General features: G+C 43.3%; 26 protein-coding genes. 19 read left to right on the top strand and 7 right to left on the bottom strand.

Features of this window, described 5'->3' with window-relative positions; translation table 11 throughout:
* Window positions 1-67: 67 nt before the first annotated feature.
* Genes ACSVDE_RS07935 through ACSVDE_RS07920 form a run of 4 tightly spaced genes read left to right on the top strand, consistent with a single transcriptional unit; the run spans window position 68 to window position 3293 of the window.
* Complete coding sequence (locus tag ACSVDE_RS07935) at window positions 68-781, top strand: DnaD domain-containing protein (RefSeq protein WP_439300382.1); 714 nt, start codon at window positions 68-70, stop codon at window positions 779-781.
* An 18-nt stretch (window positions 782-799) separates the two neighbouring features.
* The gene (gene nth, locus ACSVDE_RS07930; RefSeq protein ID WP_439300381.1) at window positions 800-1459 is read left to right on the top strand and encodes an endonuclease III; all 660 of its coding nucleotides are present in this window, start codon (window positions 800-802) and stop codon (window positions 1457-1459) included.
* Window positions 1452-1976 (top strand): YpoC family protein, encoded by a 525-nt coding sequence (locus tag ACSVDE_RS07925; RefSeq protein WP_439300380.1) that lies wholly within the window; start codon window positions 1452-1454, stop codon window positions 1974-1976. Before nth ends, ACSVDE_RS07925 begins: the two co-directional genes overlap by 8 nt.
* A gap of 45 nt (window positions 1977-2021) precedes the next feature.
* Window positions 2022-3293: a glycosyl hydrolase family 18 protein gene (locus ACSVDE_RS07920; RefSeq protein WP_439300379.1), complete on the top strand. Its 1272-nt coding sequence runs from the start codon at window positions 2022-2024 to the stop codon at window positions 3291-3293.
* A gap of 97 nt (window positions 3294-3390) precedes the next feature.
* Here the strand turns inward: ACSVDE_RS07920 and ACSVDE_RS07915 are convergent, their stop codons facing one another.
* Complete coding sequence (locus ACSVDE_RS07915; protein ID WP_439300378.1) at window positions 3391-5997, bottom strand: PBP1A family penicillin-binding protein; 2607 nt, start codon at window positions 5995-5997, stop codon at window positions 3391-3393.
* A 70-nt stretch (window positions 5998-6067) separates the two neighbouring features.
* On the bottom strand, window positions 6068-6688 hold the full coding sequence (recU, locus tag ACSVDE_RS07910) for a Holliday junction resolvase RecU (protein ID WP_439300377.1): 621 nt from the start codon (window positions 6686-6688) through the stop codon (window positions 6068-6070).
* 198 nt (window positions 6689-6886) lie between these two features.
* Between recU and ACSVDE_RS07905 the strand changes: the two genes are divergently transcribed.
* The 4 genes from ACSVDE_RS07905 (at window position 6887) to ACSVDE_RS07890 (ending at window position 9539) form a co-directional block, all read left to right on the top strand.
* Window positions 6887-7894: a DUF2515 family protein gene (locus tag ACSVDE_RS07905; protein ID WP_439300376.1), complete on the top strand. Its 1008-nt coding sequence runs from the start codon at window positions 6887-6889 to the stop codon at window positions 7892-7894.
* 345 nt (window positions 7895-8239) lie between these two features.
* Window positions 8240-8779 carry a MerR family transcriptional regulator gene (locus ACSVDE_RS07900; protein WP_439300375.1) on the top strand — a complete coding sequence of 180 codons (540 nt, stop codon included), beginning with the start codon at window positions 8240-8242 and terminating at the stop codon, window positions 8777-8779.
* 64 nt (window positions 8780-8843) lie between these two features.
* Window positions 8844-9212 carry a YppE family protein gene (locus tag ACSVDE_RS07895; protein WP_439300374.1) on the top strand — a complete coding sequence of 123 codons (369 nt, stop codon included), beginning with the start codon at window positions 8844-8846 and terminating at the stop codon, window positions 9210-9212.
* Between the two features lie 126 nt (window positions 9213-9338).
* Window positions 9339-9539 (top strand): hypothetical protein, encoded by a 201-nt coding sequence (locus ACSVDE_RS07890; RefSeq protein WP_439300373.1) that lies wholly within the window; start codon window positions 9339-9341, stop codon window positions 9537-9539.
* 36 nt (window positions 9540-9575) lie between these two features.
* On the opposite strand, the gene ACSVDE_RS07885 is transcribed toward ACSVDE_RS07890, so the two are convergent.
* From ACSVDE_RS07885 to ACSVDE_RS07875, 3 genes are all read right to left on the bottom strand, one after another.
* Window positions 9576-10598 carry a cytochrome d ubiquinol oxidase subunit II gene (locus ACSVDE_RS07885; protein WP_439300372.1) on the bottom strand — a complete coding sequence of 341 codons (1023 nt, stop codon included), beginning with the start codon at window positions 10596-10598 and terminating at the stop codon, window positions 9576-9578.
* Between the two features lie 11 nt (window positions 10599-10609).
* Window positions 10610-11941 carry a cytochrome ubiquinol oxidase subunit I gene (locus tag ACSVDE_RS07880; RefSeq protein ID WP_439300371.1) on the bottom strand — a complete coding sequence of 444 codons (1332 nt, stop codon included), beginning with the start codon at window positions 11939-11941 and terminating at the stop codon, window positions 10610-10612.
* Window positions 11942-12055: 114 nt separating this feature from the next.
* On the bottom strand, window positions 12056-13468 hold the full coding sequence (locus ACSVDE_RS07875) for a cryptochrome/photolyase family protein (RefSeq protein WP_439300370.1): 1413 nt from the start codon (window positions 13466-13468) through the stop codon (window positions 12056-12058).
* Between the two features lie 83 nt (window positions 13469-13551).
* On the opposite strand from ACSVDE_RS07875, the gene ACSVDE_RS07870 reads away from it, so the two are divergent.
* The 3 genes from ACSVDE_RS07870 (at window position 13552) to ACSVDE_RS07860 (ending at window position 14563) form a co-directional block, all read left to right on the top strand.
* Window positions 13552-13821 carry a hypothetical protein gene (locus ACSVDE_RS07870; RefSeq protein WP_439300369.1) on the top strand — a complete coding sequence of 90 codons (270 nt, stop codon included), beginning with the start codon at window positions 13552-13554 and terminating at the stop codon, window positions 13819-13821.
* 74 nt (window positions 13822-13895) lie between these two features.
* A complete protein-coding gene (locus ACSVDE_RS07865) occupies window positions 13896-14207 on the top strand; it encodes a YciI family protein (RefSeq protein ID WP_439300368.1) in 312 nt (103 codons plus the stop codon).
* 17 nt (window positions 14208-14224) lie between these two features.
* Entirely contained in the window at window positions 14225-14563 is a 339-nt protein-coding gene (locus tag ACSVDE_RS07860) for an Mpo1-like protein (protein ID WP_439300367.1), read from the top strand.
* Window positions 14564-14573: 10 nt separating this feature from the next.
* Here the strand turns inward: ACSVDE_RS07860 and ACSVDE_RS07855 are convergent, their stop codons facing one another.
* On the bottom strand, window positions 14574-14813 hold the full coding sequence (locus tag ACSVDE_RS07855; RefSeq protein WP_226549287.1) for a helix-turn-helix domain-containing protein: 240 nt from the start codon (window positions 14811-14813) through the stop codon (window positions 14574-14576).
* Between the two features lie 93 nt (window positions 14814-14906).
* On the bottom strand, window positions 14907-15560 hold the full coding sequence (locus ACSVDE_RS07850) for an SIMPL domain-containing protein (protein WP_439300366.1): 654 nt from the start codon (window positions 15558-15560) through the stop codon (window positions 14907-14909).
* A 309-nt stretch (window positions 15561-15869) separates the two neighbouring features.
* On the opposite strand from ACSVDE_RS07850, the gene ACSVDE_RS07845 reads away from it, so the two are divergent.
* The 8 genes from ACSVDE_RS07845 (at window position 15870) to ACSVDE_RS07810 (ending at window position 26297) form a co-directional block, all read left to right on the top strand.
* Entirely contained in the window at window positions 15870-16070 is a 201-nt protein-coding gene (locus ACSVDE_RS07845; protein ID WP_226549281.1) for a cold-shock protein, read from the top strand.
* A gap of 713 nt (window positions 16071-16783) precedes the next feature.
* On the top strand, window positions 16784-18151 hold the full coding sequence (locus ACSVDE_RS07840) for a sigma-54 interaction domain-containing protein (RefSeq protein ID WP_439300365.1): 1368 nt from the start codon (window positions 16784-16786) through the stop codon (window positions 18149-18151).
* Between the two features lie 66 nt (window positions 18152-18217).
* Complete coding sequence (locus ACSVDE_RS07835; RefSeq protein WP_439301955.1) at window positions 18218-19630, top strand: YjiH family protein; 1413 nt, start codon at window positions 18218-18220, stop codon at window positions 19628-19630.
* Window positions 19631-19683: 53 nt separating this feature from the next.
* A complete protein-coding gene (locus tag ACSVDE_RS07830) occupies window positions 19684-21018 on the top strand; it encodes an aspartate aminotransferase family protein (RefSeq protein WP_439301954.1) in 1335 nt (444 codons plus the stop codon).
* Between the two features lie 137 nt (window positions 21019-21155).
* The gene (locus tag ACSVDE_RS07825) at window positions 21156-21983 is read left to right on the top strand and encodes an STAS domain-containing protein (protein ID WP_439300364.1); all 828 of its coding nucleotides are present in this window, start codon (window positions 21156-21158) and stop codon (window positions 21981-21983) included.
* Window positions 21984-22116: 133 nt separating this feature from the next.
* Window positions 22117-24411 (top strand): DEAD/DEAH box helicase, encoded by a 2295-nt coding sequence (locus tag ACSVDE_RS07820; protein ID WP_439300363.1) that lies wholly within the window; start codon window positions 22117-22119, stop codon window positions 24409-24411.
* Window positions 24395-25642 (top strand): ribonuclease H-like domain-containing protein, encoded by a 1248-nt coding sequence (locus tag ACSVDE_RS07815; protein ID WP_439300362.1) that lies wholly within the window; start codon window positions 24395-24397, stop codon window positions 25640-25642. The genes ACSVDE_RS07820 and ACSVDE_RS07815 overlap by 17 nt, the downstream gene beginning before the upstream one ends.
* A 364-nt stretch (window positions 25643-26006) precedes the next feature.
* On the top strand, window positions 26007-26297 hold the full coding sequence (locus tag ACSVDE_RS07810) for a CotD family spore coat protein (protein WP_439300361.1): 291 nt from the start codon (window positions 26007-26009) through the stop codon (window positions 26295-26297).
* Window positions 26298-26390: the final 93 nt, after the last annotated feature.

The raw sequence follows: 26390 nt of genomic DNA, 5'->3' as shown, positions 1-26390 counted from the left end.
AAAATTCCACTTTTACATCAAACATGGTTGCCCTACAGTTTGTTATAATGATGAGGAGGTGTAAGAGATGAAAAAAGAAAGCTTTATCAACTGGCTTGAAATGGGGACGATCTCCATTCCGAATGCATTATTGGTGAATTACAACAAATTAGGCTTAGATGAACAAGAAATGATGATTCTCATACATATGCACTCCTTTATCGAAGGTGGCAATTATTTTCCGACGCCAGAGGAATTGTCTGCTCGGATGTCGATTAACACCCAACAATGCATGCAACGTTTGAGGACTTGTATTCAAAAGGGATTGCTGAAGATTGAAGAACAGGACGATCATGACCAACATATCTATTCTGAAATTTATACGTTACGTCCACTATGGGAGAAATTGATCCGTGTCCTTGAAGAAGAAGAAATCGATCAACAACAAGAACGTCAGCAGCAGGATGAAATGCAGATCTATACGATCATGGAGAAGGAATTCGGTAGACCGTTATCGCCTATTGAATGTGAAACACTCTCCATGTGGCTCGATCAAGATGGACATGAACCTCCCATTATTGTCGCAGCGTTGAAAGAGGCTGTGCTTTCAGGAAAATTGAATTTCCGATACATTGATCGTATCCTTTTCGAATGGAAGAAAAATGGCATACGATCTGTAGATGAGGCAAAACAGTACGGTGAGAAATTCCGCCAACAACGTTACAAGAGGACGCCAACCCAACGGGATCAAGAAACCGAAAAGTCGGATTTCCCTTACTATAATTGGCTGGAACAATCCTAACAAAGGACGAGATAGGTTATGTTGACGAAAAAACAGATCAGAGAAGTATTGGATGAAATGGGTGAAATGTTCCCGGACGCCCATTGTGAATTGCATCATTCGAACCCATTCGAATTGACCATTGCGGTCCTGCTTTCCGCCCAATGTACAGACGCTTTAGTCAATAAAGTGACACCAGGATTGTTTGAGAAATATAAAACGCCTGAGGATTATTTGGCAGTGCCTTTGGAAGAGTTAGAACAGGATATCCGCTCGATTGGTTTGTACCGGAACAAAGCAAAGAATATCCGGAAGCTTTCAGAATTGGTGATTCATGAGTATGGAGGAGAAATACCGAAGGACCGCGATGAACTCGTGAAACTCCCGGGTGTCGGGCGAAAGACGGCCAATGTCATCGTATCCGTATCTTTCGGAGTACCTGCAATAGCGGTGGATACGCATGTAGAACGTGTCTCAAAAAGACTAGGCATTTGCAGATGGAAAGACAGTGTTTTGGAAGTGGAGAAGACATTGATGCGCAAAATTCCTGAAGAAGAATGGTCCGTCTCCCACCATCGCTTCATTTTTTTCGGTCGTTATCATTGTAAAGCCCAGAACCCGCAATGTACGGTATGTCCACTCTTGTATCTATGTAGAGAGGGACAAAAACGGATGAAGAAAGTGAAAGTGAATGTCTAAGCAAAATGTTTCGATCCCTGAGACTTTTAAGAATCCCTTATTCTTCCCAGATGGGGATTTTATTTATGATGACCAATGCAATTTAGAACAATTGGCAGCCGTACCTTTTTTGATCGACCTTCTTTATTATCAAGGGAAATTCGAACAAGAAGAGCTCAAGTATGAACAATTGGTAGGCAACCTTTTTTATCTATGGGAAAAAGAGAAAACCGAGATTGCAGATGATTTCAAACGGAGAGATCGGACTGCTGCAAGATCGAAAATGATAAAGGGGATCGGATGGTACCTATCCTTACTGCACTGGATGGATGGACGTGGTGTCGATGATTTAACGGACATTTTCCAATCCATATCGAAAGCTACGGTTCAACCTGTCAATTTGAATGAACGTCTTTCCTTTATACTTGATGCACCCGATCATTATCAATCATTCATCCAGTTGTCAGCGTTGTTTGATGAAACCGAAAAGAAATGGCATACGATAGAACGAAAAAAACAGCATACGGACAAGAATTGACAACATAGGATAATAGCATGATTACGTCGGCAGGAGGTAGGATTCATGCAAATACATGTTGTCAGACCAGGTCAATCCTTATGGGGAATCTCTCAGTTGTATGGTATACCGTGGCAGCAAATCACAGAGTTGAACGGACTTGAATATTCCGACGAGCTCGCGATTGGACAGACGCTGCTCATACCGACTCAAAACCGTTATACGGTTCAACCGGGAGATTCTTTTTTTTCAGTTTCACAAAAAACGGGCGTTTCGGTTCCTGAACTGCAAAAAGCCAATCCTCAGGTAGAAGGTTCTGTCCTTTATCCAGGTCAGGTTTTGAAGGTTCCACAAAAGCCGAAGACAACCACACTCGTGAATGCATATGCCGAACCTTACAAAGATACGATCGATAATGCGAAAACAGTCGGGGATGCACTGAGCTGGCTTGCTGTATTCAGCTATCATGTAGATGAGAAAGGGAACATCAGGCCGCTCGAAAACGATCAGCAGCTGTTGGATGTCGCCAAGGCGAACAATATGAAACCGATCATGACGATCACGAATATCAAGGAAGGTGCTGAATTCGATACGGACCTCGCTACAGCCATTCTCAAAAGCGATGAGGTTCAGAATACTCTCATCTCCAATATTGATAAGGAGATGAAAAATAAAGGCTATAAAGGTATAAACGTGGATTTCGAGTTTCTTGGCAAGGAAAACAAGGAAAGGTACAACTCATTCTTACGGAAATTAGTCAAAAAGATGAGGCCACAAGGCTATGAAGTTTCAACGGCAGTCGCACCTAAAGTGAAAGCCGATCAGAAAGGTGTCCTATATGAAGGGCATGACTACAAAGCACATGGAGAAATCGTCGATTATGTCATCATCATGACTTATGAGTGGGGATGGAGCGGGGGACCGCCTATGCCGGTAAGCCCCCTTCCGGAAGTTGAAAAAGTCCTCCAATATGCCCTTACAGAGATTCCGAAAGAAAAGATCGTGATGGGTGTCAATTTATATGGGTACGATTGGACATTACCGTATGTAGAAGGAGGGAAGTTCGCGAAAGCTTTAAGCGTCCCTCAGGCTACAAGACTCGCATATACGAAGAAAGCGGAAATCCAATACGATCAGGATTCCCAAGCCCCGTTTTATACGTATTATGATCAAGACGGGAAGGAACATATTGTTTGGTTTGAGGATTTGAGGAGCATGGCTGCCAAATTCGATCTTCTCAAAAAGCTCGGGCTGGCTGGAATGTCTTTCTGGAATCTTGCTTTTCCTTATACACCGTTGTGGCCATTGATCAAAGACCGGTTCAACGTAAAAAGGTAAATAATCTGAGCTGTTTTCAAAAACATACTTATAAGCATTTAGAAAAGAGCTCTAATAAAAAAAGGCTGACAGATGACTGTCAGCCTTTCGTATTCAATCAGGCAGATTGACGAGATTGTGTTGTTGGTGGGAGATCGATGCCGAGAGGTGAGGAATCTTCGTCACCACCGTCTCCGTCGTTACCGGATTCTCCATTTCCACCACCGGAATCACCTTCACCACCAGTATTGCCTTCTCCTTCATTACCGCCTTCTTCATTGCCTTCACCGTCGCCGTCACCTTCACCGTCTTCATCACCATCTCCATCGAGAGGAGGGAAGTCACCTTCATCTTCCTCTTCAGGCTGTGTTGTGGTCACTTGGACTGTTGCAGGATCACTTTCTTCGCCGCGTTCTTCACTTACTGCTACGACAGCGAATGTAATCGTTGCATTCGGAGAGAGATTCTCTACGACAAGTTCTGTTTCTTTTTGTTTCGTAAGTTCTTGATATCCGCTGCCATCAATGGAATACAACACTTTGAACGTTGTTCCTTTTTCAAGCAATTCTTTCGGATAAGACCATGTCAATTTTGCTTCTTGTTTCTCCTGGTTGTAATCCGCCTTCAGGTTTTGAGGAGGATCCAATTTGAAATACTCCTGAGAAACATCCGGAAGACTGGTACCACGTACGGCAAGTTCGCGTACGATTTTGTCCTTCGGTGTGAATTCACTTGCACGTTTACCGGAGTCTTCTTCCATCGCAACTTCAACTACCGATTTCGGTCGTTTCCAATCTGAGTTCTTCAAGTTTGCACTTGCTTTTTCCATTACATAATCGAAGAGGATCTTCGAGTAGTCATCCGTTTTTCCTTCAAGGTACAACGGATTGCCATCCTCATCCCGTTTACCATCGTAACCGGTCCATACGGCCATGGTCAGCTCAGAAGAGTACCCAGCGAACCATGCATCCTTCGTCTTATCCTTGAATTCAGCACCATCATCTGCACTGAAGTTGGTCGTTCCCGTCTTACCTGCGACAGGGAAGCTCAAGTTGACTTCATTACGAGCGGTTCCTTTCGTAATGACATCCTTCAGCATATCTGTCACCATGTATGCTGTATAGTCCTCCATGACAGGTTGAGGATCTGCCTCATGTTTGATTTCACGCCCGTCTGGGAACTTGATTTTTGTAACTGTATAAGGTTTGTTATAGACGCCTTCATTACCGAATGCGGCATATGCGCCCGCAAGTTCCATTGGAGTTGGACTCTTACGGAATCCGCCGATTGCATATGAAGGGCTGTAATGCTTATCTTCAACTTCGATTCCGAGTTTCGCTGCGAAATCTTTCGCTTTATCTGCACCGACTTCTTGCCAAGTACGAATCGCTGGTAAGTTGTAGGATTTGTATAAGGCTTTACGGATAGACATGTCACCATGGTGCTTATCATCATAGTTGTGGAATTCATGTCCGTTGATGACGAGTTTGTCATCACTTACTTGCTTGTATGTTGGCCACTGTAAATGTTCGATCGCTGGTCCATAATCTAGGATCGGCTTGATCGTTGAACCGGGTTGTCTTGTATCCATTTGCGTGGCGTAGAAAGCACTGGACGTACTTTTTCGACCGCTTCCGATCGCACGAACTGCCCCGGTTTTCGTATCGGTCACGACGAGACCACCCTGAAGATTTTCTTCTTTGATGATGTTCGTCGTATAAAGAGCTTCTTCTACAGCTTTTTGGGCAGTCGGATCCAGGGTCGTATAGATTTCAAGACCGGATGTGTACACTTGACTTGTGTCCTCGAATCCTGCCATTTTTGCAGCTTCTTTTACAACTTGCGCTTTAAAGGTCTCATAGGAATCCTTCTTAGATTCGATTTCTTTCTTGTCTACATACTCTGACACTTTCATCGCTTTCGCTTTATCGGCTTCTTCTTTCGTAATGAAGCCGTATTTCTCCATCTGGCTTAAAACGACATTACGTCGTTCTTCAGCACGCTCAGGATGTTCGTCAGGTGCATAGTAGGAAGGTGCTTTCGGAAGCCCTGCCAGTAAGGCTGCTTCATGGAGTTCAAGGTCCTGTATGTCTTTTCCGAAATACGTCTTTGCAGCAGTGGCGACTCCATACGCCTGGCTACCATAATAGATCTTATTGAGATACATTTCGAAAATCTGATCTTTTGAATAACGTTGTTCCAATTTGATCGCAAGGTATGCTTCTTTGATTTTACGGGTCATCTTCTTATCACTCGTCAAAAGGGTGTTTTTGATGACCTGTTGTGTGATGGTACTTCCACCTTCAGAACCGAAGCCACTAGTGACGTTGGCAATCGCTGCGCCACCGATCCGGCGGATATCGATTCCGAAATGGTCATAGAACCGGACGTCTTCCGTAGCAATGACAGCATCCCTCATCACTTGTGGAATTTCGTCAAACCCTGCCTTGATCCGTTTTTCATCGCTCGAGATCATACTGAATTCATTGCCTTCCTTATCAAAAAGCTTAGAAGAGACGGGTGTCTCTAGTTCTTTAGGATCCAATTCAGGTGCCTGACTTATCACGGCGAATACTACAATCGCACCAGCAGTGATTCCAATCAACCCGAAAATGAGAAGGAGGGCAGTCACCTTTTTCATGACGCTTTTATTCGGTTTTTTCGATTTCTTATTAGAAGACGTTTGTTTTCGTCTCTGTTGTCGAGAGTTATAATTGTCACTCATCGTTGTTCCTACCTTTCTAAACAGTACCTAACGTAATAACATTCGAATCGAACAAATGGTTTATTACCCTTCAATCGTCAAGGAAAAACAATTGATCGATGATTTTCAAATAATCGATTCTTGGATTGAGACCTAGTTGGATCGGATGTCCATTTTCTTCAAAGTACGTTTTCGGAATCGATTTCCGTCCACCTGTAAATTGCTCGTCCCAGAAATGAAATAAATGTGATGAATCCAAATAGTATACTTCCTGTGTCGATTTGAATCGCACGAGGATAAATGAAATCCCTTCCTGGCCGATCACTTGTTTCATATGATCGATCTGGTGTTGGTGGAAATTCGTCAATGGAAAGGACGTTTTATTCCGTGTTTCTTTCGCTTCAAAATCGATGTATTTTCCTTTATAGACGCCATTGTAGTCTGTCGTGGAGGGTTGCTTGAAATAAGCCTCCTTGATTACCGCCGCACTCCGTTTCGGATAGTCGACGGAAACGATCTGGACTGGAGTCGGTTTTTTGTGAATAACAGACTTGCCGGTCTGCAAATAATAGTCATTGGAATGGTTGATATCCTCTTCAAAAGTCATACCTCTGTTCGCATAAGAACGATCCGGTTGTTTCCCTTTTGAGTTTTGCCTTACCGGTCGTTGAATGGATACGGTAGACTTACGATTCGGATAACGAAAGTCCAAATAAGCCACCTTCCTTTCACAACATGAAATGGATTATAACATTCTAGACGAAATAAAAGTAAAATGGTTTCATGCTGTAACGGATGTTTGTCCATCATCCTTTCAGTATACATGTATAAAAATATACCATATTTATAGTGAATGTCGAGTAAGATCACACATTTAAACGAACGGATGTTTGTAAATGGAGGGAATGAAATGAGTCTGGATACGGTTCTGAAACAGAGACAACATACGAAATTGACAGACTCTGAAGTCGCCCTCGTTACACAGATCAACAAACAGATCGAAAAGATGAATGTCGATAATATATCTCGGACGAAAGCTTATCAAGATTTCTACTTCCGTAATCGAGAAATCTTATGGTCTTTCCTTGCCAGTATGGTGTCTCGTAATGCAGGGTGGAACATGGTCGATCTCCATCTGAAAGAATACAGGCAAATGCTGACTCCAAATGCACGACGATCGATCTTCTATACATATGAACGTGCCAATTGGCTCATCTTCTCGGATGCCTATCCTCAATTGCTTGTTTATGAAGCTTCTAAAAATGCCCGTCGTCCGCTTTTTTACCTGCTCAAGGAATGGAAGGTTTCCGCTTTTATGGAATTGGAGTGGAATCGTTTCTGGCAGGAACAAGATCATGGCAGGATCGATATTGCGCTTATCATCAATGAACAGAACCTGATTCAACACCCCGTCCTGGAACATCCTGAATATCGGAAGGGCGTTTTTTCAACATTGCCTTTCTGGCTTCAAGAACGCTTTCATTTCAGTACGGTTCTATTTCCGACATTAGAAGGGGACTTATTCGGAATATCGGTTTATGGATTCAAGAAGTTGAATAAACGGATCAATGTCGGAAAAAAGCTCCTACAAATCCTATCGAATCCTGCTTATCAAGAGCGATTTGAAACATTCGCCTTGCAAACCGAACCGACTGGAGCAAGAAATGATTATGAACGTTATCTGTCACAAAATCCACGGACGGATCATCGGTCGATCCTCAGGATGGTATATCCAATTATCCGACATGAGCGGCACGATTTTTCGGATTGGTCTTTGAACCATCCGAAAGTTGAACCGTTCTTCCGGGAAGTGAGACTACCGAAGCAGATCCATCTGAATGATTGGTACGAACATAAACGAATGGAGTTATCCCTACTTGCAAAAGTTAAGAGCCACCTCATCAAGAAAAGAGGATGACACGAGTCACGTCACCCCCTGAATGAAATGTTTAAGTGGAAGGGCGGTTCGGTCCTTCTAGTTTCTTATCTCCATAACCTGTCCGTGTTTCTTCTTGAGCTTTCTTCTGCTCTTCTTTAACAGGACCACGTCTTTTTGTCATGATGCGTCACCTCCTAGTGTTAGTATGGTATTCCATACATCATCTATTCAAAAATCAAAAGTGGACAACTGCTGTCGAATCCGTGTCCTCCTAGTGAAAATCCACTTTCTTTGCCGAACGGATACTACTTTTGTCATGCCTGAAGGGGAAGGAAGGTAGGCTCTAGAATAGTAACGGTACCATTATTTCGGGAGGTCCGTACTATGGAAAGATTGGTGAAAACGAAAGTCGTTTCCAGGAAGCTGAATGTCAACCCGACCACCATTCAACGCTGGGTAAAGTATTTCGATATCCCGTGCCCGAAGAACGATCATGGACATTATCTGTTTCGACCTGAGGATATCGAACGGTTGGAAGAAATACAGGACATGCTGCAGCAAGGTTTGCAAATGAGCGACATCAAGCAACAGGAAGAGAAAGGGATCGAAGTAGTGCAACCGAAAAAAGGCAATGCACTGAAGGAAATGGATGCATGCTTCCAACAGCTGCAGGGGCAGTTGGACCAGCTGGAGTCGAAGGTATCACAAAAAGCGGATGAAGTCCTTTCATACCAGGTTCTGCAACATCGTAAGGATATGGATCAGATGTCGACGAAACTGACTGAATTGGAAGAGAAGATGCTCGTATTGGAAGAGCAGCTCCTATTACAAGTGACGGCTACGAATGAAATCAGAACGGAATTCAATCCGACGGTGATCAAACCGAAAAAACGGAACTGGCTGATCAGCCTTTTCACCTTGTAGACAGCATTCGATCGATGGCTTTTATCGACCTCGTTTGATAGGATAGATTCAGCGAGGTGAAAGCATGGACAATAACCATCAAAAATTGAAAGAGCTGACGGTCCGTCTGCGGTCTTTGAACGATCAGGCTCATGCACAATATATCGAAAAGACGACGAAAGATGGGTATGAAGTGGATTTTTACGGAGAAGTGAAGCCTTTTGCGGATGAAGTACAGGAACTGGCTGATCAATGGAAGCCACTTGCGACGAATTGGGCGATTGAAGAGAAGCCGAAGTATGTGTATCCGATTCAAATCAAAGACACACATGAAAACATGACGATCGTCGCCGTTCAAGCTTTCCAGAAGGATACGAGGGAAAAGCGATTCATTGCGATGACGAAATCGATCGAGTACATTTTGAAATCGATCGATGAACAAATCGAAACGTGAGAGGCTGATCTCATCGGATCAGCCCTTATTCGTTTATTCACGAAATTGTAATAGCTCTATACAGACATCCCCATGGGGATGTCTGTTATAATGTAGGAAGCTAATCAAAGAGAGGGCGTGACGCGTATGATGGAGTTTCTTTATTTTCCTGACGATAAGACAGAGTACATCCCCTCCGTCATCATGTTGATCATATTCATGGCAGGGGCCATCATCGCAACGATATTCATCCGTAAGCATTCCGCTAAGGAATTGAGCAAGTTCGAACAGGAACATCAATCCTTAAGTGATGAAAAGGTCTCTGAACCGTCAAATGAACGTAAATGAACAAAGGCTGCCTTCGAGGGCAGCCTTTTCTGTTGTTCACGATTCCGACTCTCCAGATTTGATATATCTGCGGTCTTTCATGAACAAGCGCCAGAAATAGATGAAACCAGGGATCAAGATCGCAAACCCGACGATGTAAGAGACGAACAATGCACGGAACATATTCGGATTCGTAAAACCAGACTCGATCGTCACGGATGGATATACGATATACGGAAGATGACTCGTGCCATATGCATAACTTGCGAGCAAATATTGGATGACGATAGCAAGGACTGCAAAACGCGGCATCTGTCGTTTCGTCCATAATAGAGCGTAGCCGATTAGAAAAACGATCACCGACGAGCCTAACCAGAAAGTGCGCTCCATCATGTTTTCATATAACCATGGAGCTTCCGTCCTGATCGCCAACATGATGAAAAAGGCGAACAATAGGACTACCGGTCCGATTAGCTGAGCATCCCGACGATAGATGACGAAGGCTTCATGGTCGTTCGCTACATTGGAATAATCATAGAGAAGAAGCGAAGACAGAAACAATGTACTGGAGATCGCAAACCCGACAAAGGCGTACGTACTCCAGCTAGTCCATAAAGCCATCATGCTCAATTGTTCGTTTCCATTGATCACATCGATGTAACCACCATGGGAAATCGGCAGAATCAGTATGAGTAGCCCAGGGATCAAGAATCCGGACACCCCTGAAACATATGTCAATATCTTCTCATACTCCTTAGCGGTATGGGAGAAGACGAGGAAGGCACTCCGGACAGCGAGCAATAGGATGACCATACTGCCTGGAATCAATAAAACCGTGCCCAACGTATAAGTTGCACCAGGAAAGAAACTGACGAGTGCGACGACGATCAGTACGATGAACACGTTCGTCACTTCCCATGATGGTGAAAGGTAACGGTTTGCGATTCTCGTCGCCCTCATCTGCCGTTTCCCGAGATAGATCATCGACCAGAACCCTGCACCGAAGTCGATGGTGGCAGCGACTGCATAGATGAACACGAATACCCAAAGTAATGTGATTGCGAGCAAAGCATCTGTCACTGAAAACCCTCCTAATTCTTCTCGATGTCCAATTCCTTTTCAATAGGATGTCTGCGGAAGTAATACCGAAGCACCAGGACGGTCGCGACCATCAAGATGATGTAGATGATGATGAAAAAGATGAACAAAGTACCCAGGTTAGTGGCCGTCGTCACGACTTCTTCCGTCTTCAAGACCCGATAGATGACCCATGGTTGCCGGCCAGTACAAGCAAAAATCCATCCGAATTCAATGGCAAGGATCGACAGAGGTCCAGCAGATATGAAGAGCACCATAAGCCAACGGGGGAACTGTTCCTTTTTGAAAATATGTCGGATCGCAAAACCGATCATCGATAGGAAGATCAACATCGTCCCGATACCGACCATAGCATTGAATAGTGTATGGACGAAAAGCGGTGGCCACAATTCTTCAGGATAGTCATTCAAACCTTTCACTTCCGTGTCGAATCGATCACCTGCAAGGAAGCTGAGCGCCCAGGGGATTTCAATCGCCCATTTCACTTCTTGTGTTTCACGATCTGTGAAGCCTCCGATCGCAAGCGGGGCATATCGTTGCGTTTCAAATAATCCTTCCGCGGCTGCCAACTTTTCCGGTTGATATTCATGTAATAGTTGTGCACTTTCATGTCCGTTCAAGGAAGTCGCTATTGAAAATATGCCGCCGACGACGAGACCGAGCATCAACGCTTTCTGATGAAAACGATAAGCTCTGTTGATCTTCCGTTCTTTCCACATTTTAAATGCAGCAATCGAGGCGATGACGAATGCGCCTGTCATGAACGCGGAGACTGCGACGTGTCCTCCCGTTACAAAAAAGCTGGGATTGAAGAATGCAGCCCATGGATCCACATCCACGAATTCTCCATTCTCGATCCGGAACCCAGCCGGCGTGCCTTCGAATGCATGGACATTCGTAATCAGGATTCCAGAGGCAGCCGCTCCTACGAAAACGAGAAACACACTTAATATCCGCATTGCAGGTGAGAGTCGATCAGCAGCATACACATAAATGGACATGAAGAGCGCTTCTAGGAAGAAAGCATAGATTTCGATCTGGAAGGGAAGGGCGATGACTTTTCCGACCACTTCCATGAACCCTGGCCATAACAGGGATAATTGGACACCTGCGATTGTCCCGGTAGGGATGGCAACCCCGAGCAGGACGGCGAACCCTTTCGTCCATCGGTTGGCCATGATCGCATAATCCCGATCCTTCGTCTTCTGATACATCAGCTCTGCAATAAGGATCATGAGTGGAATGCCGATCCCAAGAGTCGCGTAAATGATATGTACACCCATCGTCGTTCCGAATAGCGTTCTTGCAATCAATAAATCATCCATTTTGAATTTTCCTTTCGAAGTGCCAATGAATGGTAAGTCAACTGCTCTTATTTTGAACAACAAAGAATGATTTATTCGAAAAAAAGAACCGGCTAGTGAAAAGCCAGTTCTTGATCATTTCATTTCTCCATATAATTTCAATGCTTTTTCTCGCTGTGTCTTATGGTCAACGATCGGTTCAGGATAATCTTTACCGATTGTACATCCGTACTCTTCTTGATCAGACTTGCTCATTTTCCAAGGTTCATGGATATATTTTTTCGGTACGTCTTTCAATTCTGGAAGCCACTTCCGGATATAGGCACCCTCCGGATCAAACCGTTTACTTTGCGTTGTCGGGTTGAAGATGCGGAAGTAAGGCACAGCATCCGTACCTACAGAGGCTGCCCATTGCCATCCGCCGATATTGGATGCCGGATCATAATCGATCAATTTACGAGCGAAATATTGTTCTCCATAACGCCAATCCATTAGCAGATCTTTAGATAGGTAGGAAGCGGTGATCATTCGTAAACGGTTGTGCATCCAACCAATCGAATTCATCTGCCTCATGCCAGCATCGACAATCGGAAATCCAGTTTTCCCCTCACACCAGGATTCAAACAGATTCCGATCGAATCGCCAATCCATTCCTCTGTATTTTTCTTGTATTTCTTCATTTCTAGCATAAGGATATTGGGTGAGTACACAATTATAGAAATCTCTCCACGCCAATTCTTTCACATAAGTTTCTTTCGCATCGGAGTCGGATTCTTCCTCTACGAGTGAAAACAGCGTCCGGATGGACAGTGTACCTGTTCTTAAGTAAAAGGATAAGCGGCTTGTTGCATCTTTCGAAGGAATGTCACGCTTGTCATCATAAGAACCTAACCGTTCATTCACGAATTGTTCTGCGTCTTCGAAAGCCTTGGCTTCACCCATTCGTTCCCATTTCGCTTCACATCTTTTCAGAAGATTCCCGAAATTCGTACTCCTAATCTTGTCAGGTAGATGATGATGGTCCTTTAAGGTCTGGAGCGGAACTTGATAAGGCTGTGGTTTATCGATTGTGCGCCAGACTTTGTAATAGGGTGTAAACACCTGATACAGTCCGCCGTCATTTTTGCTAATGTCATAGCTTCCGTGAAGATTGTAATCGAGAAGCTGGTGGAAATCGATATCATAGGCCTCGCATAACTCTCTTACCCGATCATCCCGTTCTTTTCCATATCCCCATTCGTCTTCGTTCGTATATATCCCTTTGATATTTCCGACACTTTCTATCAGATGCTTGATCTGTTCTTCCGGTTTTCCTTCCATTATATGAATCGGAATTCCCTCTTTTTCACAGGTCATCCGGAAATGCTCGACTGTTTGGAAAAAGTAATCGTTGCTCAGATCGATTTCTTCAGTGAATGTCGGATCGACGATGAAAAACCCAAACCATTGCCCACCTGATTTTGTAAGCTCTTCGGCTAATTTATATAGCGCATGGTGATCTTGAAGGCGGAAATCCCTTCGGAACCATAATGCATAAACCTCATCCATTGGAACCACCCTAGTTGAAAGATTTGTCTTTATTCTACTGATAAGAACGACGTAAAGTCCAATCATAAGCGGAGGTTGAATTTATGGATGAATATGAAGGAAATCTATTGAGTGGGGAGTGGGATGCCGAGTCATCTCACTTTATACTGAAGCGGGTGAAACAGATTGAAGTCCAGTCCGTCTTGTCTCAAGGTCAATTCGAAAGGCTTCAGCGATATCTTGCTAACCATGGTGTTGAAGAATCTGTCATGATTACATTACATGACCAGATCCCGATCATCGTATCTTCAGAACAAAGAGAGGAGCTCGATTCTGACCTCCACGGAATCTCCCAATATTGGCATCAACAATAAAATTTCACGTACCGTGTGTAAAGAGGATTTTTGAATCGTACAGAGAACGTATATAAATAGAAGGAGGAGAGGGAATGGAGGAGTATTTGTACAAATTGACGCCTAAAAGGCAAGATTTCATCAATCAAATCACACCAGAGGAAGAAGAAATTCTACAGCAACACTACAAGTATTTAGAGAAGTTGCTTGAATCAGAAGAACTTATTCTGGCTGGACCATGTTTGGATGGCACACTCGGACTGGTCATTCTTCGCACGTCATCCCATGAGCGTGCGATGAAGTTGATGGAAGGGGATCCTGCTGTGTTGAACGGGATCATGGACGCATCGTTGCATCCTTATCGGGTCTCTTTGATGCAGCAGAACTCGCTACATATTGATGGATAAGAGGGGATGATTGAAAAATGGAATTCAAAAGTTATCAAGAGTTTTGGCCGTTTTATCTACAACAGCATTCCAAGCCAGCAACTCGTGCCTGGCATTTTGTAGGGACTAGTTTTGTATTCGTATGTATCGGTGTTGTCCTGTTGACGATGAACTTCTGGTATCTTCTCGCGGCACCGATCATCGCCTATTCATTTGCCTGGATCAGTCACTTCTTCATTGAGGGGAATAAGCCAGCTACATTCGGACATCCGTTCTGGTCGCTTCGTGCTGATTTCCAAATGTTCGGCAGTATTTTGACAGGGAACATTGGAAAAGAACTCGAAAAGCACGTAAAAAAAGAAAAAACGGCTTCCTAGGAAGACCGTATTATTCCATGATTTCACTTTCGACCAATTGATGAACTTCTTCAATCAATTGTCCAGGTGGAATGTTCAGATGTTCTGAAATGATGAAGATCGTTTTGACTGTAGGTACTCTTCTCCCGCGTTCCAACAAGCTGATGAACGACCGGTCGAAACCGGTTAATTCAGCCAGTTTGAACTGGGAGATTTTTTCTACAGTCCTATGTTTACGTATTACAAGGCCGATCGCTTGTTCCAACTTCATAGTAAGTCCTCCAAATGATTTGAAAAAATGACAGCGGACTATAGTCAACATTCTATATTTTAATACAGGTTTCGTCAGACAACAATATGAAATTCATTGATAGCAGAACCATACTTTCAAAATCGCTTGAACCGTCACTCGTTGAGGTTGAATTGGTGTTGTAGCAGCCTGGAGGAGTTCGGTTTTGTAAGGAATGCCATTTCGAGAGGCGGGTTGTTCCTGGACTTTCAAAGGGTTCTTTGTCATACGTACACCCATCACATTAGCAAGAGAACAAGCTTTTCCAAGAGCGTCTTCGTAAGCTTTTTGTAAAGCGACACAATAATAGTCAGATGGATTTGATAGCTCGAAAGATAGACCTCTTGCGACATTTGCACCGGCTTGGATGGCAGTGTCATATACTTCTCCTGCCATATTCATTTGATTGAGGCGTATGCGATACAGATGTTCGACTCGGAAGCCTTTTAAATTCGACTTCCCATCTTCATACTGATAAATGGGTTGTATATTATACTCGGTCGTTTCAATTTGGTTGGTAGGTACTCCAATATTTTGGAGAGCTTTCAAGACTTGTGTTGCACGGTATGCATTCTCTGTGGTGGCTTGTTTGACATCTTCATTCTCCGTCTGTACACCAATCGTCATGTAAATCTGGTCCGGATCTGCCTTGATTGTCCCTTCTCCGTACATTTCCATGACATGAGATAGGTGAAGGAGTTGATTTGCAGGTGTTTGATAAGGATACATACAAACATTCCTTTCCTTAACGGGAAGTCTATATAGTAGACTATGAGCCGGAGTGAGGCGGAAATGTGTAGGATTGAAAAATATTTTTGTTGTAGGTTTGACATTACCGCCAAGATGTTTTATAGTGGGGTTAACGCTATAAAGTTAGTTATATAGACAGTGGGTAGATTGAAGTCGTAGCTGCAAGATGTTGTAGACGATGATGGAATTGTTGTCTAACAACAGTGCAGGTACGAATTTTTTAATACAGCAAAAAGTATAACGTTTAACTTTAAGTGAAATTTGTAAGATTTTCAGGAGGTACAGTATATGAATACTGGTACAGTAAAATGGTTTAACGCAGAAAAAGGTTTTGGTTTCATCGAAATTTCAGAAGGTAACGACGTATTCGTTCACTTTTCTGCAATCCAAGGTGAAGGATTCAAGACTTTAGAAGAAGGTCAAAACGTATCTTTCGACATCGTTGAAGGCGACCGTGGACCACAAGCTTCTAACGTACAAAAAGTTTAATTGAGTTTTTTAACTGACTAAGACTTTAATGGGTGATGTACGTTGTGCATCACCCTTTTTGCGTTTATTAACGCAAATGCCTTCACCCAAATCAATGGAGGTTCCTCGACAAAAGAGGAACACATGCTCCTTACCAAACTACGTATGCATTGCCGCATACCAACCCCTCTATTTATTCTCCCAAAATGATTATTCCTAACAAGAAAAATTTTAAGAGTAGAAAGGAGAAAGGTAAGAGTTAAGCAATAACTGATTCACACTGGCGCGACCTAGGAGTCGTAAGGACGGAAGAGAGGTAGGGCTTTCGTTGTATGAGTTATCTGTTCATTCAAGTCTCGGGTTGTACATGCCTGATTTTGATCGGCATATAGTCACTTTATAGCAAGCGATCTATTCACTAGAGATAGGAGCATGAATCACTGGTTGGAGTGAACATCTCACGGTTTCATTCGACCAGACTTACATAACTGAAATAAATTCATCCGCCAATCTGAAGAAGAACCTTCATTCACACTCCTCAATAATGATCCCGTTCTTTTCTTTTCAACCATCCACATGTATGATGAATAGTATGAAAATTCAAAATTGAATAACGGATGCATTTATGAATAAATGTTTATCTATCAGGTATTCATAAGTAATCTTCATTCGGAAACATACAGTTAAAGTATTCATATTTGCATAACTCTAATCATGCATGTGGAGGGTTTTACATGAAGAAAGGTAAATGGAATGAAGCTGAGGCGATTCTTGACTCGCTACAAGACGATATTGTCGTTACCGATAGGAACGGTGTCATTGTGAAGGTAAGTGACTCAACTGGATTGATTTATGGGGTCAAATCCAAGGATCTGATTGGCAGATCGGTTTATGAACTTGAACAGGAAGGGCTTTTCTCCCCGCTTGCAACCCCATTGGTTCTAGAAGAAAAGAAGAAAGTCACATTTGTTCAAATGACGAATGAAAACAAAAAGCTGCTTGTAACGGGTGTACCTGTCTTCAATGAATCTGGTGAAATCTACAAAGTCGTCAGTTACTCGCATGACGTAACGGAACTTATGGAAATGAAAAATTATATGGAAAATCTCGAAGGTGAAATGGAGCGCGTCAAAAACGAATTAGAAATCCTTCGGAACCGCTTCAATCAAATTGGAGGCATCATATCAAAAAGTCCTCGCATGGAACAAGTATTGAAAACTTCCATCCAGGTTGCTTCAGTGGATGCAAATGTACTGATACTAGGTGAATCCGGAGTAGGAAAGTCGATGTTGGCCCAATTCATCCATAAAAAAAGCCACCGGAAAGAAGGGCCTTTCATAGAAGTCAACTGTGGTTCAATCCCTGATCAGTTATTCGAAGCAGAGTTTTTCGGGTATGAAGCCGGTGCCTTTACAGGTGCAAACCGGAAAGGGAAAGTCGGCTTGGTGGAACTGGCAGAAGGGGGTACCCTTTTCCTGGATGAGGTCGGAGAACTACCGATCGAGCAGCAAGTGAAAGTGTTGAAGCTCATTCAAGAAAAACAATTCTACCGTGTTGGAGGCACGAGGCCTCGCTTCGTCAACTTCCGATTGATTGCAGCTACAAACAAAGATTTGTTGGAAGCGGTAAATGCGAAACAGTTCCGGAAAGACCTCTATTTCCGATTGAATGTCGTTCCTATTACAATCCCATCATTGAAAGAACGGCAGGAAGATATTCTGCCTCTCATAGAGATGTATTTGAAACGCTTCTCAGAAAAGTATGACCGGATGCGCACCATTAATGATGAAGCGATGCGTCTGCTGCTGAATGCAGAGTGGGAAGGTAATGTGAGAGAACTGATGAATGTCATTGAACGATTAGTCGTCACGTCCGGAACAACAGTCATTTCCCCAGAGTACTTACCTGAATCCATCCGGACGAGGGAAGCTTCTTATTCCGATGAAACAGAGGGCACTCTTAAAACGATCATGGATGAGGTAGAAGAAAATATATTGAGAAAGGCACGGATCCGTTATGGTACGACGACAAAGATCGCTTCCGCTTTAGGAATCAGCCAACCTACAGTAGTCAGAAAATTAAATAAATACAAAATAAAGTGACCTTTTTGGCATGAAACTTGCAATTACCTAAGAGTAAGGAAGTACATTTTCCATGCAAAAGGAGTGATCGAGTTGGAAGCGAAAAAAAGACAAGTCGACTTACAGCAAACATCCACTGTATCGATACCTGATAGTGGAAGCCATTCTTTAGGCTCTTATTTGAAATTTATCATCCCATCATTGTTAGGTCTTCTCCTGTTTCTGATTCCAGTGTCCTTTCAAGGTAAAGTGACCATTGGAGTAGGAATACTGGCTGAGTCAGTCAACGGGTGGTTTGCCGACTATATCCCATCCTTCATGACAATCGTATTCGGTTTATCTGTTCTTCTCGTTATTTATGCGAAGATGGTAGATCCACTTTGGTTGAAAACACATCTATTCTTGAAGGAATTATTCGACATCCATCCATTTTGGTTCTCGATGAGAGTAGTCGGTTTACTGTTTGCAGTCATGACCTTATTCAAGATCGGACCTGAGTGGATATGGTCAGATGTAACTGGAGGGACTGTCTTATACGCACTTGTACCGGTGCTTGCCACGTGGTTCTTATTCGCTGGTCTTTTAATGCCATTGCTACTTGAATTCGGATTGATGGAATTCATCGGAACGATGGTCCAGAAATTGATGAAGCCACTGTTCCAATTGCCAGGTCGATCATCGATCGATGCAGTCGCATCCTGGATGGGTAGCGGAACGGTTGGCGTCCTCATCACAACGAAACAGTATGAGGAAGGCTATTACACGAAGAGGGAAGCAGCAGTTGTAGCGACGACCTTTTCGATTACATCCATTGCATTCAGTCTGGTGGTCATCAGCTTCATCGGTTTGGATCACATGTTTGTACCTTTCTATTTGACAGTTGTCGTTGCCGGATTGATCGCCGCAATCGTCTGTCCTCGAATCCCTCCGTTATCTAGAAAAAAAGATACGTATTATGAGCCGGTCGGAAAACAAATTGCGGAAACCGTACCAACGACTACATCCCGATTCAAATGGAGTATTCATCAAGGTGTTGAAAAAGCAGGCCAAGTGAAAGATTTCAAGATCGTGATTCATAAGGGATTACAAAATGTGCTCGATATTTGGTTCAGTCTTATCCCGCTTGTTATGGCGCTTGGTACACTTTCACTCATTATTGCTGAGTTTACACCATTCTTTTCATATTTATCTTATCCATTGATTCCCTTACTTGAATGGATGCAGATTCCCGAGGCATCAGAAGCAGCTCCTGCAATGATTGTCGGTTTTGCAGACATGTTTTTACCTGCCGTATTAGGAAGCGGAATTGAAAGTGAATTGACCCGTTTCGTCATCGCGGCTGTATCACTCACCCAGCTGATCTACATGTCTGAAATCGGAATTTTATTGATCAAATCGAAAATCCCGATTTCATTTTTGGAACTTGTCATCATTTTCGTCCAACGAACACTGATTACTCTTCCGGTCATTGTTCTCATGGCACACCTATTGTTTTTCTAAACGATTTGATTTCCTTAAACAAATGATTGAACTTGGAGGGATAGATTATGTCAATGTCAACTTATGATTGGAATCACCGTTTCGAGAAGATGCCCGATTTGTTAGCTCCCTCGATGGCGAAAGATCATCCGAATCTTCCTGTCGTGAAAGAGGAAGGTTGTTATTATTACGGTGCGGATGGGAAACGATATTTGGATTTTACTTCCGGGATCGCCGTTACGAATACCGGACATCGGCATCCTAAGGTCGTACAAGCGATCAAGGAAGCTGCAGATTCACTCGTTCATGGACCGTCAGGGGTCATCATGTATGATTCCATTTTAAAACTTGCAGAAAACCTCCAAACGATCCTGCCTGAAAAATTGGATTGCTTCTTTTTTGCAAACAGCGGTACCGAGGCTATTGAAGGTGCGATCAAACTGGCTAAACACGTAACCGAAAGACCTTTCGTCGTTTCATTTACTGGATGTTTCCATGGAAGATCGATGGGGGCACTGAATGTAACGACTTCTAAGAGTAAATACCGCAAGTTCCTCAACCCGACGGGGAGTTATCAAATTCCATATGTTGATTTGGATGAGTGCCCTTCGGGAGTCGATGACCCGATCGATTTCGTCGTTTCTAAATTGGAAAAGGACTTTGAAAAGCTATTCAGACATCAAGTATCCCCTGACGAAGTGGCATGTGTCATTTTAGAGCCAGTGTTAGGAGAAGGTGGGTATATCATTCCGCCATCTGAATGGTTACGAAAGATAAGGGAAATCTGTGATCGACATGATATTCTCCTCATATTCGATGAGGTCCAGACAGGATTCGGACGAACAGGGGATTGGTTTGCAGCACAGAAATTCGGGGTCACCCCGGATATCATGGCGATTGCAAAAGGGATTGCTTCGGGATTACCTTTGAGTGCGACAGTCGCCTCCAAAGAACTGATGAAAAAATGGCCACTCGGTAGTCATGGTACGACGTTTGGAGGTAATCCGATTGCCTGTTCGGCAGCTCTCGCTACACTTGAAGTGATGAAAGAAGAACAACTTTGTGCAAATGCAGAAGTCATGGGTGAATATGCCGTCCAAAGACTGATAGAGATGCAACAGAAACATCAGGACGTGATCCAAAGTATACGGGGTGTCGGACTGATGATTGGAATTGAAATCATGGATCCTCAAACCTATAAGCCGAGTGGAGACGCCTTACTTCGCATACTGGATCTCGCACTGGAAAATGGGGTGCTTTATTACTTGTGTGGGAATGAAGGGAATGTCATCCGGATGGTACCACCACTCATCGTAACGAAAGAACAAATTGATGATGGTCTACGGATGCTAGATGAAGCGATCACGATGTACAAAGAAGAGCGGAAGAGAGTAGCTGTCGGCATTTAGAAAATCAATAAGATTGAACATTCTATTAATGAACGGCCCGTTTGGGGTCGTTTTTCATTTTAAATAAATTGTAGTTTTCTGTCATAAGGTTTAATATTAGTTGTAGATAGGTATATGACGTGTAGGAGGTCTCTGAGATGCAACGAAATGAAAAACTATATACATTCCTTATGGAGAAAGCGTCCCAGTTAACAGATGATTGGTATGAATCATTAGATAAAAGTGATCCCTCAGGGGTTTACGCATCAAGCGACCCTGATGTAATCCAAAACCTGAAGAAGCAAAATTATGATTTCCACACGAATCTCATTCGAATTTTCAATGTAGAAGAGAAAGAATTTTTCAGGGATTTCGAAGAATGGGTGGTCAGTGTCGCCAGAGATAAAGAGCATCTCGAAACACCAACTCATTTCATCATGCGTGAATTCATCCGAGTCCGAAAGCAATACATGGATCTGATTGATGAATTCGTAGAATTGCATCCAGGTGAGTATTCATCTTCACAGATTCAGTTATGGAAAGATATGATTGCAAAAGAGTTTGACATTGCGATGGTGAGATTCACTGAGGAGAAGAACAACTATTTGAACGATCAATTGAACGCCCAGAAAGAAATGATCAACGAATTGAGCTCTCCAGTGATTGACCTTTCTGATAACAGAGGTCTACTTCCTTTAGTCGGGGACATCGATACACACAGAGCAAAAGTCATACTGGATAGTACGTTACAACAATGTGCAGACCGGAACATCGAACATCTTTACGTTGATTTATCCGGTGTGTTCATGGTGGATACGATGGTGGCACATGAGTTATTCCAACTCATCAGTGCACTGAAATTGTTGGGTGTCAAAACGACCTTATCCGGAATCCGTCCGGAAATCGCTCAGACTGCCGTTCAACTAGGCATCGATTTTGAAGATATCAACATGACTTCAAAACTTGCTATCGCTTTAAGTAAGTAATATCGCTAGATCTTGAAAGCACCCTAAATGTTGGTGCTTTTTTGTATGGAGAGACATTCTTACCATTCTTGTAGGTATCCCTTTTCCTACGAACGTTTATTCGATAAAATGGAGGGAGAATGGAGTGAACGGTATGAGATTCAGAAAAGATTTGAATGAGATTCTGAAAGTGATGAATCAGGATGATACGATCGCAGCTAACATCGCGCAATGGAAAACACTGCCCGAAAAAGAAGGCAAATCTGTTGAAATTCCAGAGCTTGTACACCCGAAAATTCGTCATGCTCTAGAGAGAAGAGGAATCAATTCTTTATATACACATCAAGCTACAGCTTTCGAGTCGGCAAGGAACAAGGAAAGCTTCGTAGCTGTAACGCCTACCGCTTCTGGAAAGACCCTTTGCTACAATCTACCCGTCTTGCAAGAGGTAGCGGAGAATGAAAACAGTCGGGCGCTCTATCTGTTCCCGACGAAAGCGCTGGCACAGGATCAGAAAAGTGAAATGAATGAGTTCATTGAAGAAATCGGATTGGATATCAAAAGCTATACGTATGATGGGGATACACCATCGAATATCCGGCAAGTGATCCGTAAGGCAGGTCATGTCGTCATGACCAATCCGGATATGCTGCATTCAGCGATTCTTCCTCATCATACGAAATGGGTATCCCTATTTGAGAACCTGAAATATATTGTCATTGATGAACTGCATACATACAGAGGGGTTTTTGGGAGTCACGTAGCCAACGTCATCCGCAGGTTGAAGAGGATATGTGCTTATTATGGAAGTCATCCTACGTTCATTTGTACATCCGCCACCATCGCCAATCCTAAAGAATTGGCGGAGAATCTGACGGGAAATCAAGTCCGGCTCATCGATAACAACGGTGCGCCAGTGGGAAGAAAGCATTTCGTATTTTATAATCCTCCGATTGTAAACAAACCTCTCAACATTCGGCGTAGTGCTACTCTTGAATCGAAAAAGCTTGCCTCTTTGTTTTTGGAAAATGAAGTTCAGACAATCGTCTTTGCAAGAAGTCGAGTGCGAGTGGAAATCCTATTGACCTACCTTCAGGAACTGATCAAGCGGAAGATCGGAAACAAATCGATCAGAGGCTATCGAGGAGGCTATTTACCGAAACAAAGGCGTGAGATCGAACAAGGGTTGAGAAGCGGCGAAGTAATGGGCGTCGTCAGCACAAATGCCTTGGAGCTTGGCGTGGATATCGGTCAGCTTCAAGTCTGTATCATGAACGGATATCCAGGTACGATCGCAAGTACATGGCAACAAGGCGGCCGTGCAGGAAGAAGACAGGGTGAATCTGTTGTCGTGTTGGTGGCAAGTTCATCCCCACTCGACCAATATATCATCCAGAACCCGGATTACTTCTTCAATCGAAACCCGGAAACAGCAAGAATCAATCCAGATAACTTATTGATTTTGGTAGACCATCTGAAATGTGCAGCTTATGAGCTACCGTTCAGAAATGACGAAACATTCGATGGCGTCGAGATAGACGAAATCATGTATTTCCTAACAGAAGAAGGCGTCCTGCACGAACAAGGGGATCGTTGGTACTGGATGAATGATTCTTTCCCTGCTCATAACATCAGCCTTCGCTCTGCATCCCAGGAGAACGTCGTCATCATCGACCAGACGGACGTCGCTAACGTCAAGGTCATCGGAGAAATGGATCGGTTCAGCTCTATGACACTTTTACATGAAGAAGCGATCTATCTACACCAAGGCATCCAGTACCAGGTGGAAAAGCTCGATTATGAAGAGAAGAAGGCATTCATCAGGGAGGTGGATGTCGATTACTATACGGATGCGAACTTAGCTGTTTCACTGAAAGTGTTGGAAGAGGACAAACAGAAAGGGTATCCTCGAATGGATGTGGCGTTTGGAGATGTTACGGTCAACGCGATGGCGACGATCTTCAAGAAAATCAAATTCGGTACACATGAAAATATCGGTTCAGGTCCGATATCGTTGCCGGAAGAAGAACTTCATACATCTGCGACATGGATCAGCTTCCCGCAAGAAATGGTAGAAGGGCTATCCGAACAGGAATTGGAAGAAGGGCTCGTCGGTATATCCAATGTCATGCGTCACGTTGCACCATTGTTCGTCATGTGTGATGTTAGTGACTTGCATGTCGTTCCGCAAGTGAAAGCTTCCCACTCTCAGTTGCCTACCATTTTCTTCTACGATCGTTATCCAGGAGGGATCGGTCTGAGCGAATACGTGTACGAACATATTACCGAAATTCTCAGTGAAGCTGAGCAAGTCATCAAAAGGTGCCCTTGTGAGAAAGGATGTCCGTCCTGTGTCGGAAATGAGATGCAGGCTACTGACATCAAAGGATTGGCATTACGATTTTTATCAGAAGGAAGGAACGATTCGAAACATGTCTTTACAAAATAAATTGAATCGTTTTAAAAAAGAGCTCACGCATGTCGGAACAGATAAGCAGAATATGGAAAATACTGCTCGAAAGGTTTCTCCTGCTCAAAAGACAGATCCTGCATGGACTTCATTTGATGCGATCCAGGCGACATTCGAAGATCAGTACTGTATACTCCGGGAGAAAACGTATGATTGCAACCATAAAATCGGCCCCTATCGAGTAGCGGATTTGTATGATTCCGTATCGCTTTGGAATGATTGGAATCAGTCCCACCCGCTTTCTTCAGCTGGAAGGAAAGCAGAGGACTTGTTGTTCTTTGATACGGAGACGACCGGATTGGGTACTGGAGCGGGAAATACGATTTTCCTTCTCGGCGTCGCGAGGATCATGGAAAACGCAATCCAGGTCAGGCAATATTTCCTCCCGGGTCCTGGCCATGAGACAGCACTTTACCACCATTTTCTGACCGATGTCCAAGATATGGGCAATCTGGTGACATACAATGGAAAGGCATTTGATTGGCCGCAAGTGAAGACAAGACATACATTTGTCCGAGACATGGTACCGAAACTCCCTTCATTCGGACATTTCGATTTACTTCATGCTTCACGACGAATATGGAAAAAGTCTTATGAATCGTTGCGTCTAGCAAATGTCGAACAAGAAATATTGAATATAGAACGGAAAGAGGACACACCAGGATATTTGGCTCCGATGCTCTATTTTGAATATTTAAGAGAGAAGGATCCTGCCATTCTGAAAGGTGTCTTTGAGCATAATGAACTCGATGTACTGACGTTGATTGCATTGTATACTCACTTATCCAATGTGCTGATTGGACAAGGGAAAGAAACGTTGAGTGCTGTTGAGCAATATGAAGTCGCTCGATGGTTCGAAGCAGTGGAGGATGTTGAAGAAGCCAAGCGAAGATATGTTGAATTGAAAGAATCCACACAATCGTTCAAAGCGAAAAAAGCGTTGGCACGCCTCTATAAGAAGGAAAAGAATCTTCCGCAAGCAGAGGTCTTGTGGAAAGAGGTCCTTGGTGAAAAGGAGGATCCAGAAGCTTTCATTGAATTATCCAAGATTTATGAACATACTCATAAGGATTTTGAACGAGCATTGCATTTTGCACAGAAAGGGTATGATACCTGGAAAAATGCAAACCGTATCATCCGAAGGAACGATGAAAAGGATCGATTGTCCTATTGTAAAAGGATTGAGCGTTTGGAAGGCAAAATAAGCTGAAAATTGAGGAAATAATGCAAATGAAATATTCCCCGGGTAAGCGCAAAAACCGATTCTTTTCGCGCTATACCGGGGTTTTTTACATGTTTAGAGACTTTTGTCATAGAAATATTGAAAAAAATGTCGAAACGCCCTATTATTATGAATGGATCATAACATTTTTAGGGGGAATCCGACATTGAGAAGGATGTTAGTTGCACTATTCTTTTTGATGATCGGCCTGACCGTATACTTCATGAACGTAGGTGCTTGACCATTTTCATCAGATGAGGGGGATAACGAGGCGGTTGCCTCAGACAAGTCTCATAGGTTTCTCATACATTAACTACAAAGCAGTAAATAATTCAAAAGGAGAATCTATGGGATGCAATATAATAAGCCTCAAATGATGTGCCCGGTGGTCCATCCACCCAAAAAGTGTGTCAAGCATTTCTGTCATTATAAGGTCGTGCCGCATATCCATCCAGTAATCGAAGAACACGTACACCACAACATTTACCAGCATAAGCATATGCAGAAACATTGTACAAAGTCTTGTTGTAAGACCCATCATAAACATTGTATGGTTCCGCCAAAGTGCGGTTGTCAACATGGCGGAGGCTATGAAGGCGGCTATGGTGGAGGTTATGGTCAAGGACCTCGCCCTTGGTGGTAAAGGTGTATGAACGGACCGAATTCTTTCGGTTCGTTTTTCTTTTTCCTATTTTCAAAAACATGATGGATTTGTCTTTTTTCTACAATTTTGGCA

The sequence above is a fragment of the Pseudalkalibacillus sp. Hm43 genome, assembly GCF_051842935.1.
Lineage (GTDB): Bacteria > Bacillota > Bacilli > Bacillales > Fictibacillaceae > Pseudalkalibacillus.
This window is presented reverse-complemented; position numbering and strand designations above follow the sequence as displayed.

Bases quoted from the DNA above. Each gene is read 5' to 3' on its own strand.
- ACSVDE_RS07855 (WP_226549287.1), bottom strand. From the start codon at position 14,813: ATGAAGTTGGAACAAGCGATCGGCCTTGTAATACGTAAACATAGGACT.
- ACSVDE_RS07880 (WP_439300371.1), bottom strand. From the start codon at position 11,941: ATGGATGATTTATTGATTGCAAGAACGCTATTCGGAACGACGATGGGT.
- ACSVDE_RS07905 (WP_439300376.1), top strand. From the start codon at position 6,887: ATGAGTCTGGATACGGTTCTGAAACAGAGACAACATACGAAATTGACA.
- nth (WP_439300381.1), top strand. From the start codon at position 800: ATGTTGACGAAAAAACAGATCAGAGAAGTATTGGATGAAATGGGTGAA.
- ACSVDE_RS07845 (WP_226549281.1), top strand. From the start codon at position 15,870: ATGAATACTGGTACAGTAAAATGGTTTAACGCAGAAAAAGGTTTTGGT.
- ACSVDE_RS07920 (WP_439300379.1), top strand. From the start codon at position 2,022: ATGCAAATACATGTTGTCAGACCAGGTCAATCCTTATGGGGAATCTCT.
- ACSVDE_RS07900 (WP_439300375.1), top strand. From the start codon at position 8,240: ATGGAAAGATTGGTGAAAACGAAAGTCGTTTCCAGGAAGCTGAATGTC.
- ACSVDE_RS07915 (WP_439300378.1), bottom strand. From the start codon at position 5,997: ATGAGTGACAATTATAACTCTCGACAACAGAGACGAAAACAAACGTCT.
- ACSVDE_RS07895 (WP_439300374.1), top strand. From the start codon at position 8,844: ATGGACAATAACCATCAAAAATTGAAAGAGCTGACGGTCCGTCTGCGG.
- ACSVDE_RS07870 (WP_439300369.1), top strand. From the start codon at position 13,552: ATGGATGAATATGAAGGAAATCTATTGAGTGGGGAGTGGGATGCCGAG.
- ACSVDE_RS07810 (WP_439300361.1), top strand. From the start codon at position 26,007: ATGCAATATAATAAGCCTCAAATGATGTGCCCGGTGGTCCATCCACCC.
- ACSVDE_RS07850 (WP_439300366.1), bottom strand. From the start codon at position 15,560: ATGTATCCTTATCAAACACCTGCAAATCAACTCCTTCACCTATCTCAT.
- ACSVDE_RS07825 (WP_439300364.1), top strand. From the start codon at position 21,156: ATGCAACGAAATGAAAAACTATATACATTCCTTATGGAGAAAGCGTCC.
- ACSVDE_RS07935 (WP_439300382.1), top strand. From the start codon at position 68: ATGAAAAAAGAAAGCTTTATCAACTGGCTTGAAATGGGGACGATCTCC.
- ACSVDE_RS07875 (WP_439300370.1), bottom strand. From the start codon at position 13,468: ATGGATGAGGTTTATGCATTATGGTTCCGAAGGGATTTCCGCCTTCAA.
- ACSVDE_RS07820 (WP_439300363.1), top strand. From the start codon at position 22,117: ATGAGATTCAGAAAAGATTTGAATGAGATTCTGAAAGTGATGAATCAG.
- ACSVDE_RS07840 (WP_439300365.1), top strand. From the start codon at position 16,784: ATGAAGAAAGGTAAATGGAATGAAGCTGAGGCGATTCTTGACTCGCTA.
- ACSVDE_RS07865 (WP_439300368.1), top strand. From the start codon at position 13,896: ATGGAGGAGTATTTGTACAAATTGACGCCTAAAAGGCAAGATTTCATC.
- ACSVDE_RS07830 (WP_439301954.1), top strand. From the start codon at position 19,684: ATGTCAACTTATGATTGGAATCACCGTTTCGAGAAGATGCCCGATTTG.
- ACSVDE_RS07890 (WP_439300373.1), top strand. From the start codon at position 9,339: ATGATGGAGTTTCTTTATTTTCCTGACGATAAGACAGAGTACATCCCC.
- ACSVDE_RS07815 (WP_439300362.1), top strand. From the start codon at position 24,395: ATGTCTTTACAAAATAAATTGAATCGTTTTAAAAAAGAGCTCACGCAT.
- ACSVDE_RS07925 (WP_439300380.1), top strand. From the start codon at position 1,452: ATGTCTAAGCAAAATGTTTCGATCCCTGAGACTTTTAAGAATCCCTTA.
- ACSVDE_RS07860 (WP_439300367.1), top strand. From the start codon at position 14,225: ATGGAATTCAAAAGTTATCAAGAGTTTTGGCCGTTTTATCTACAACAG.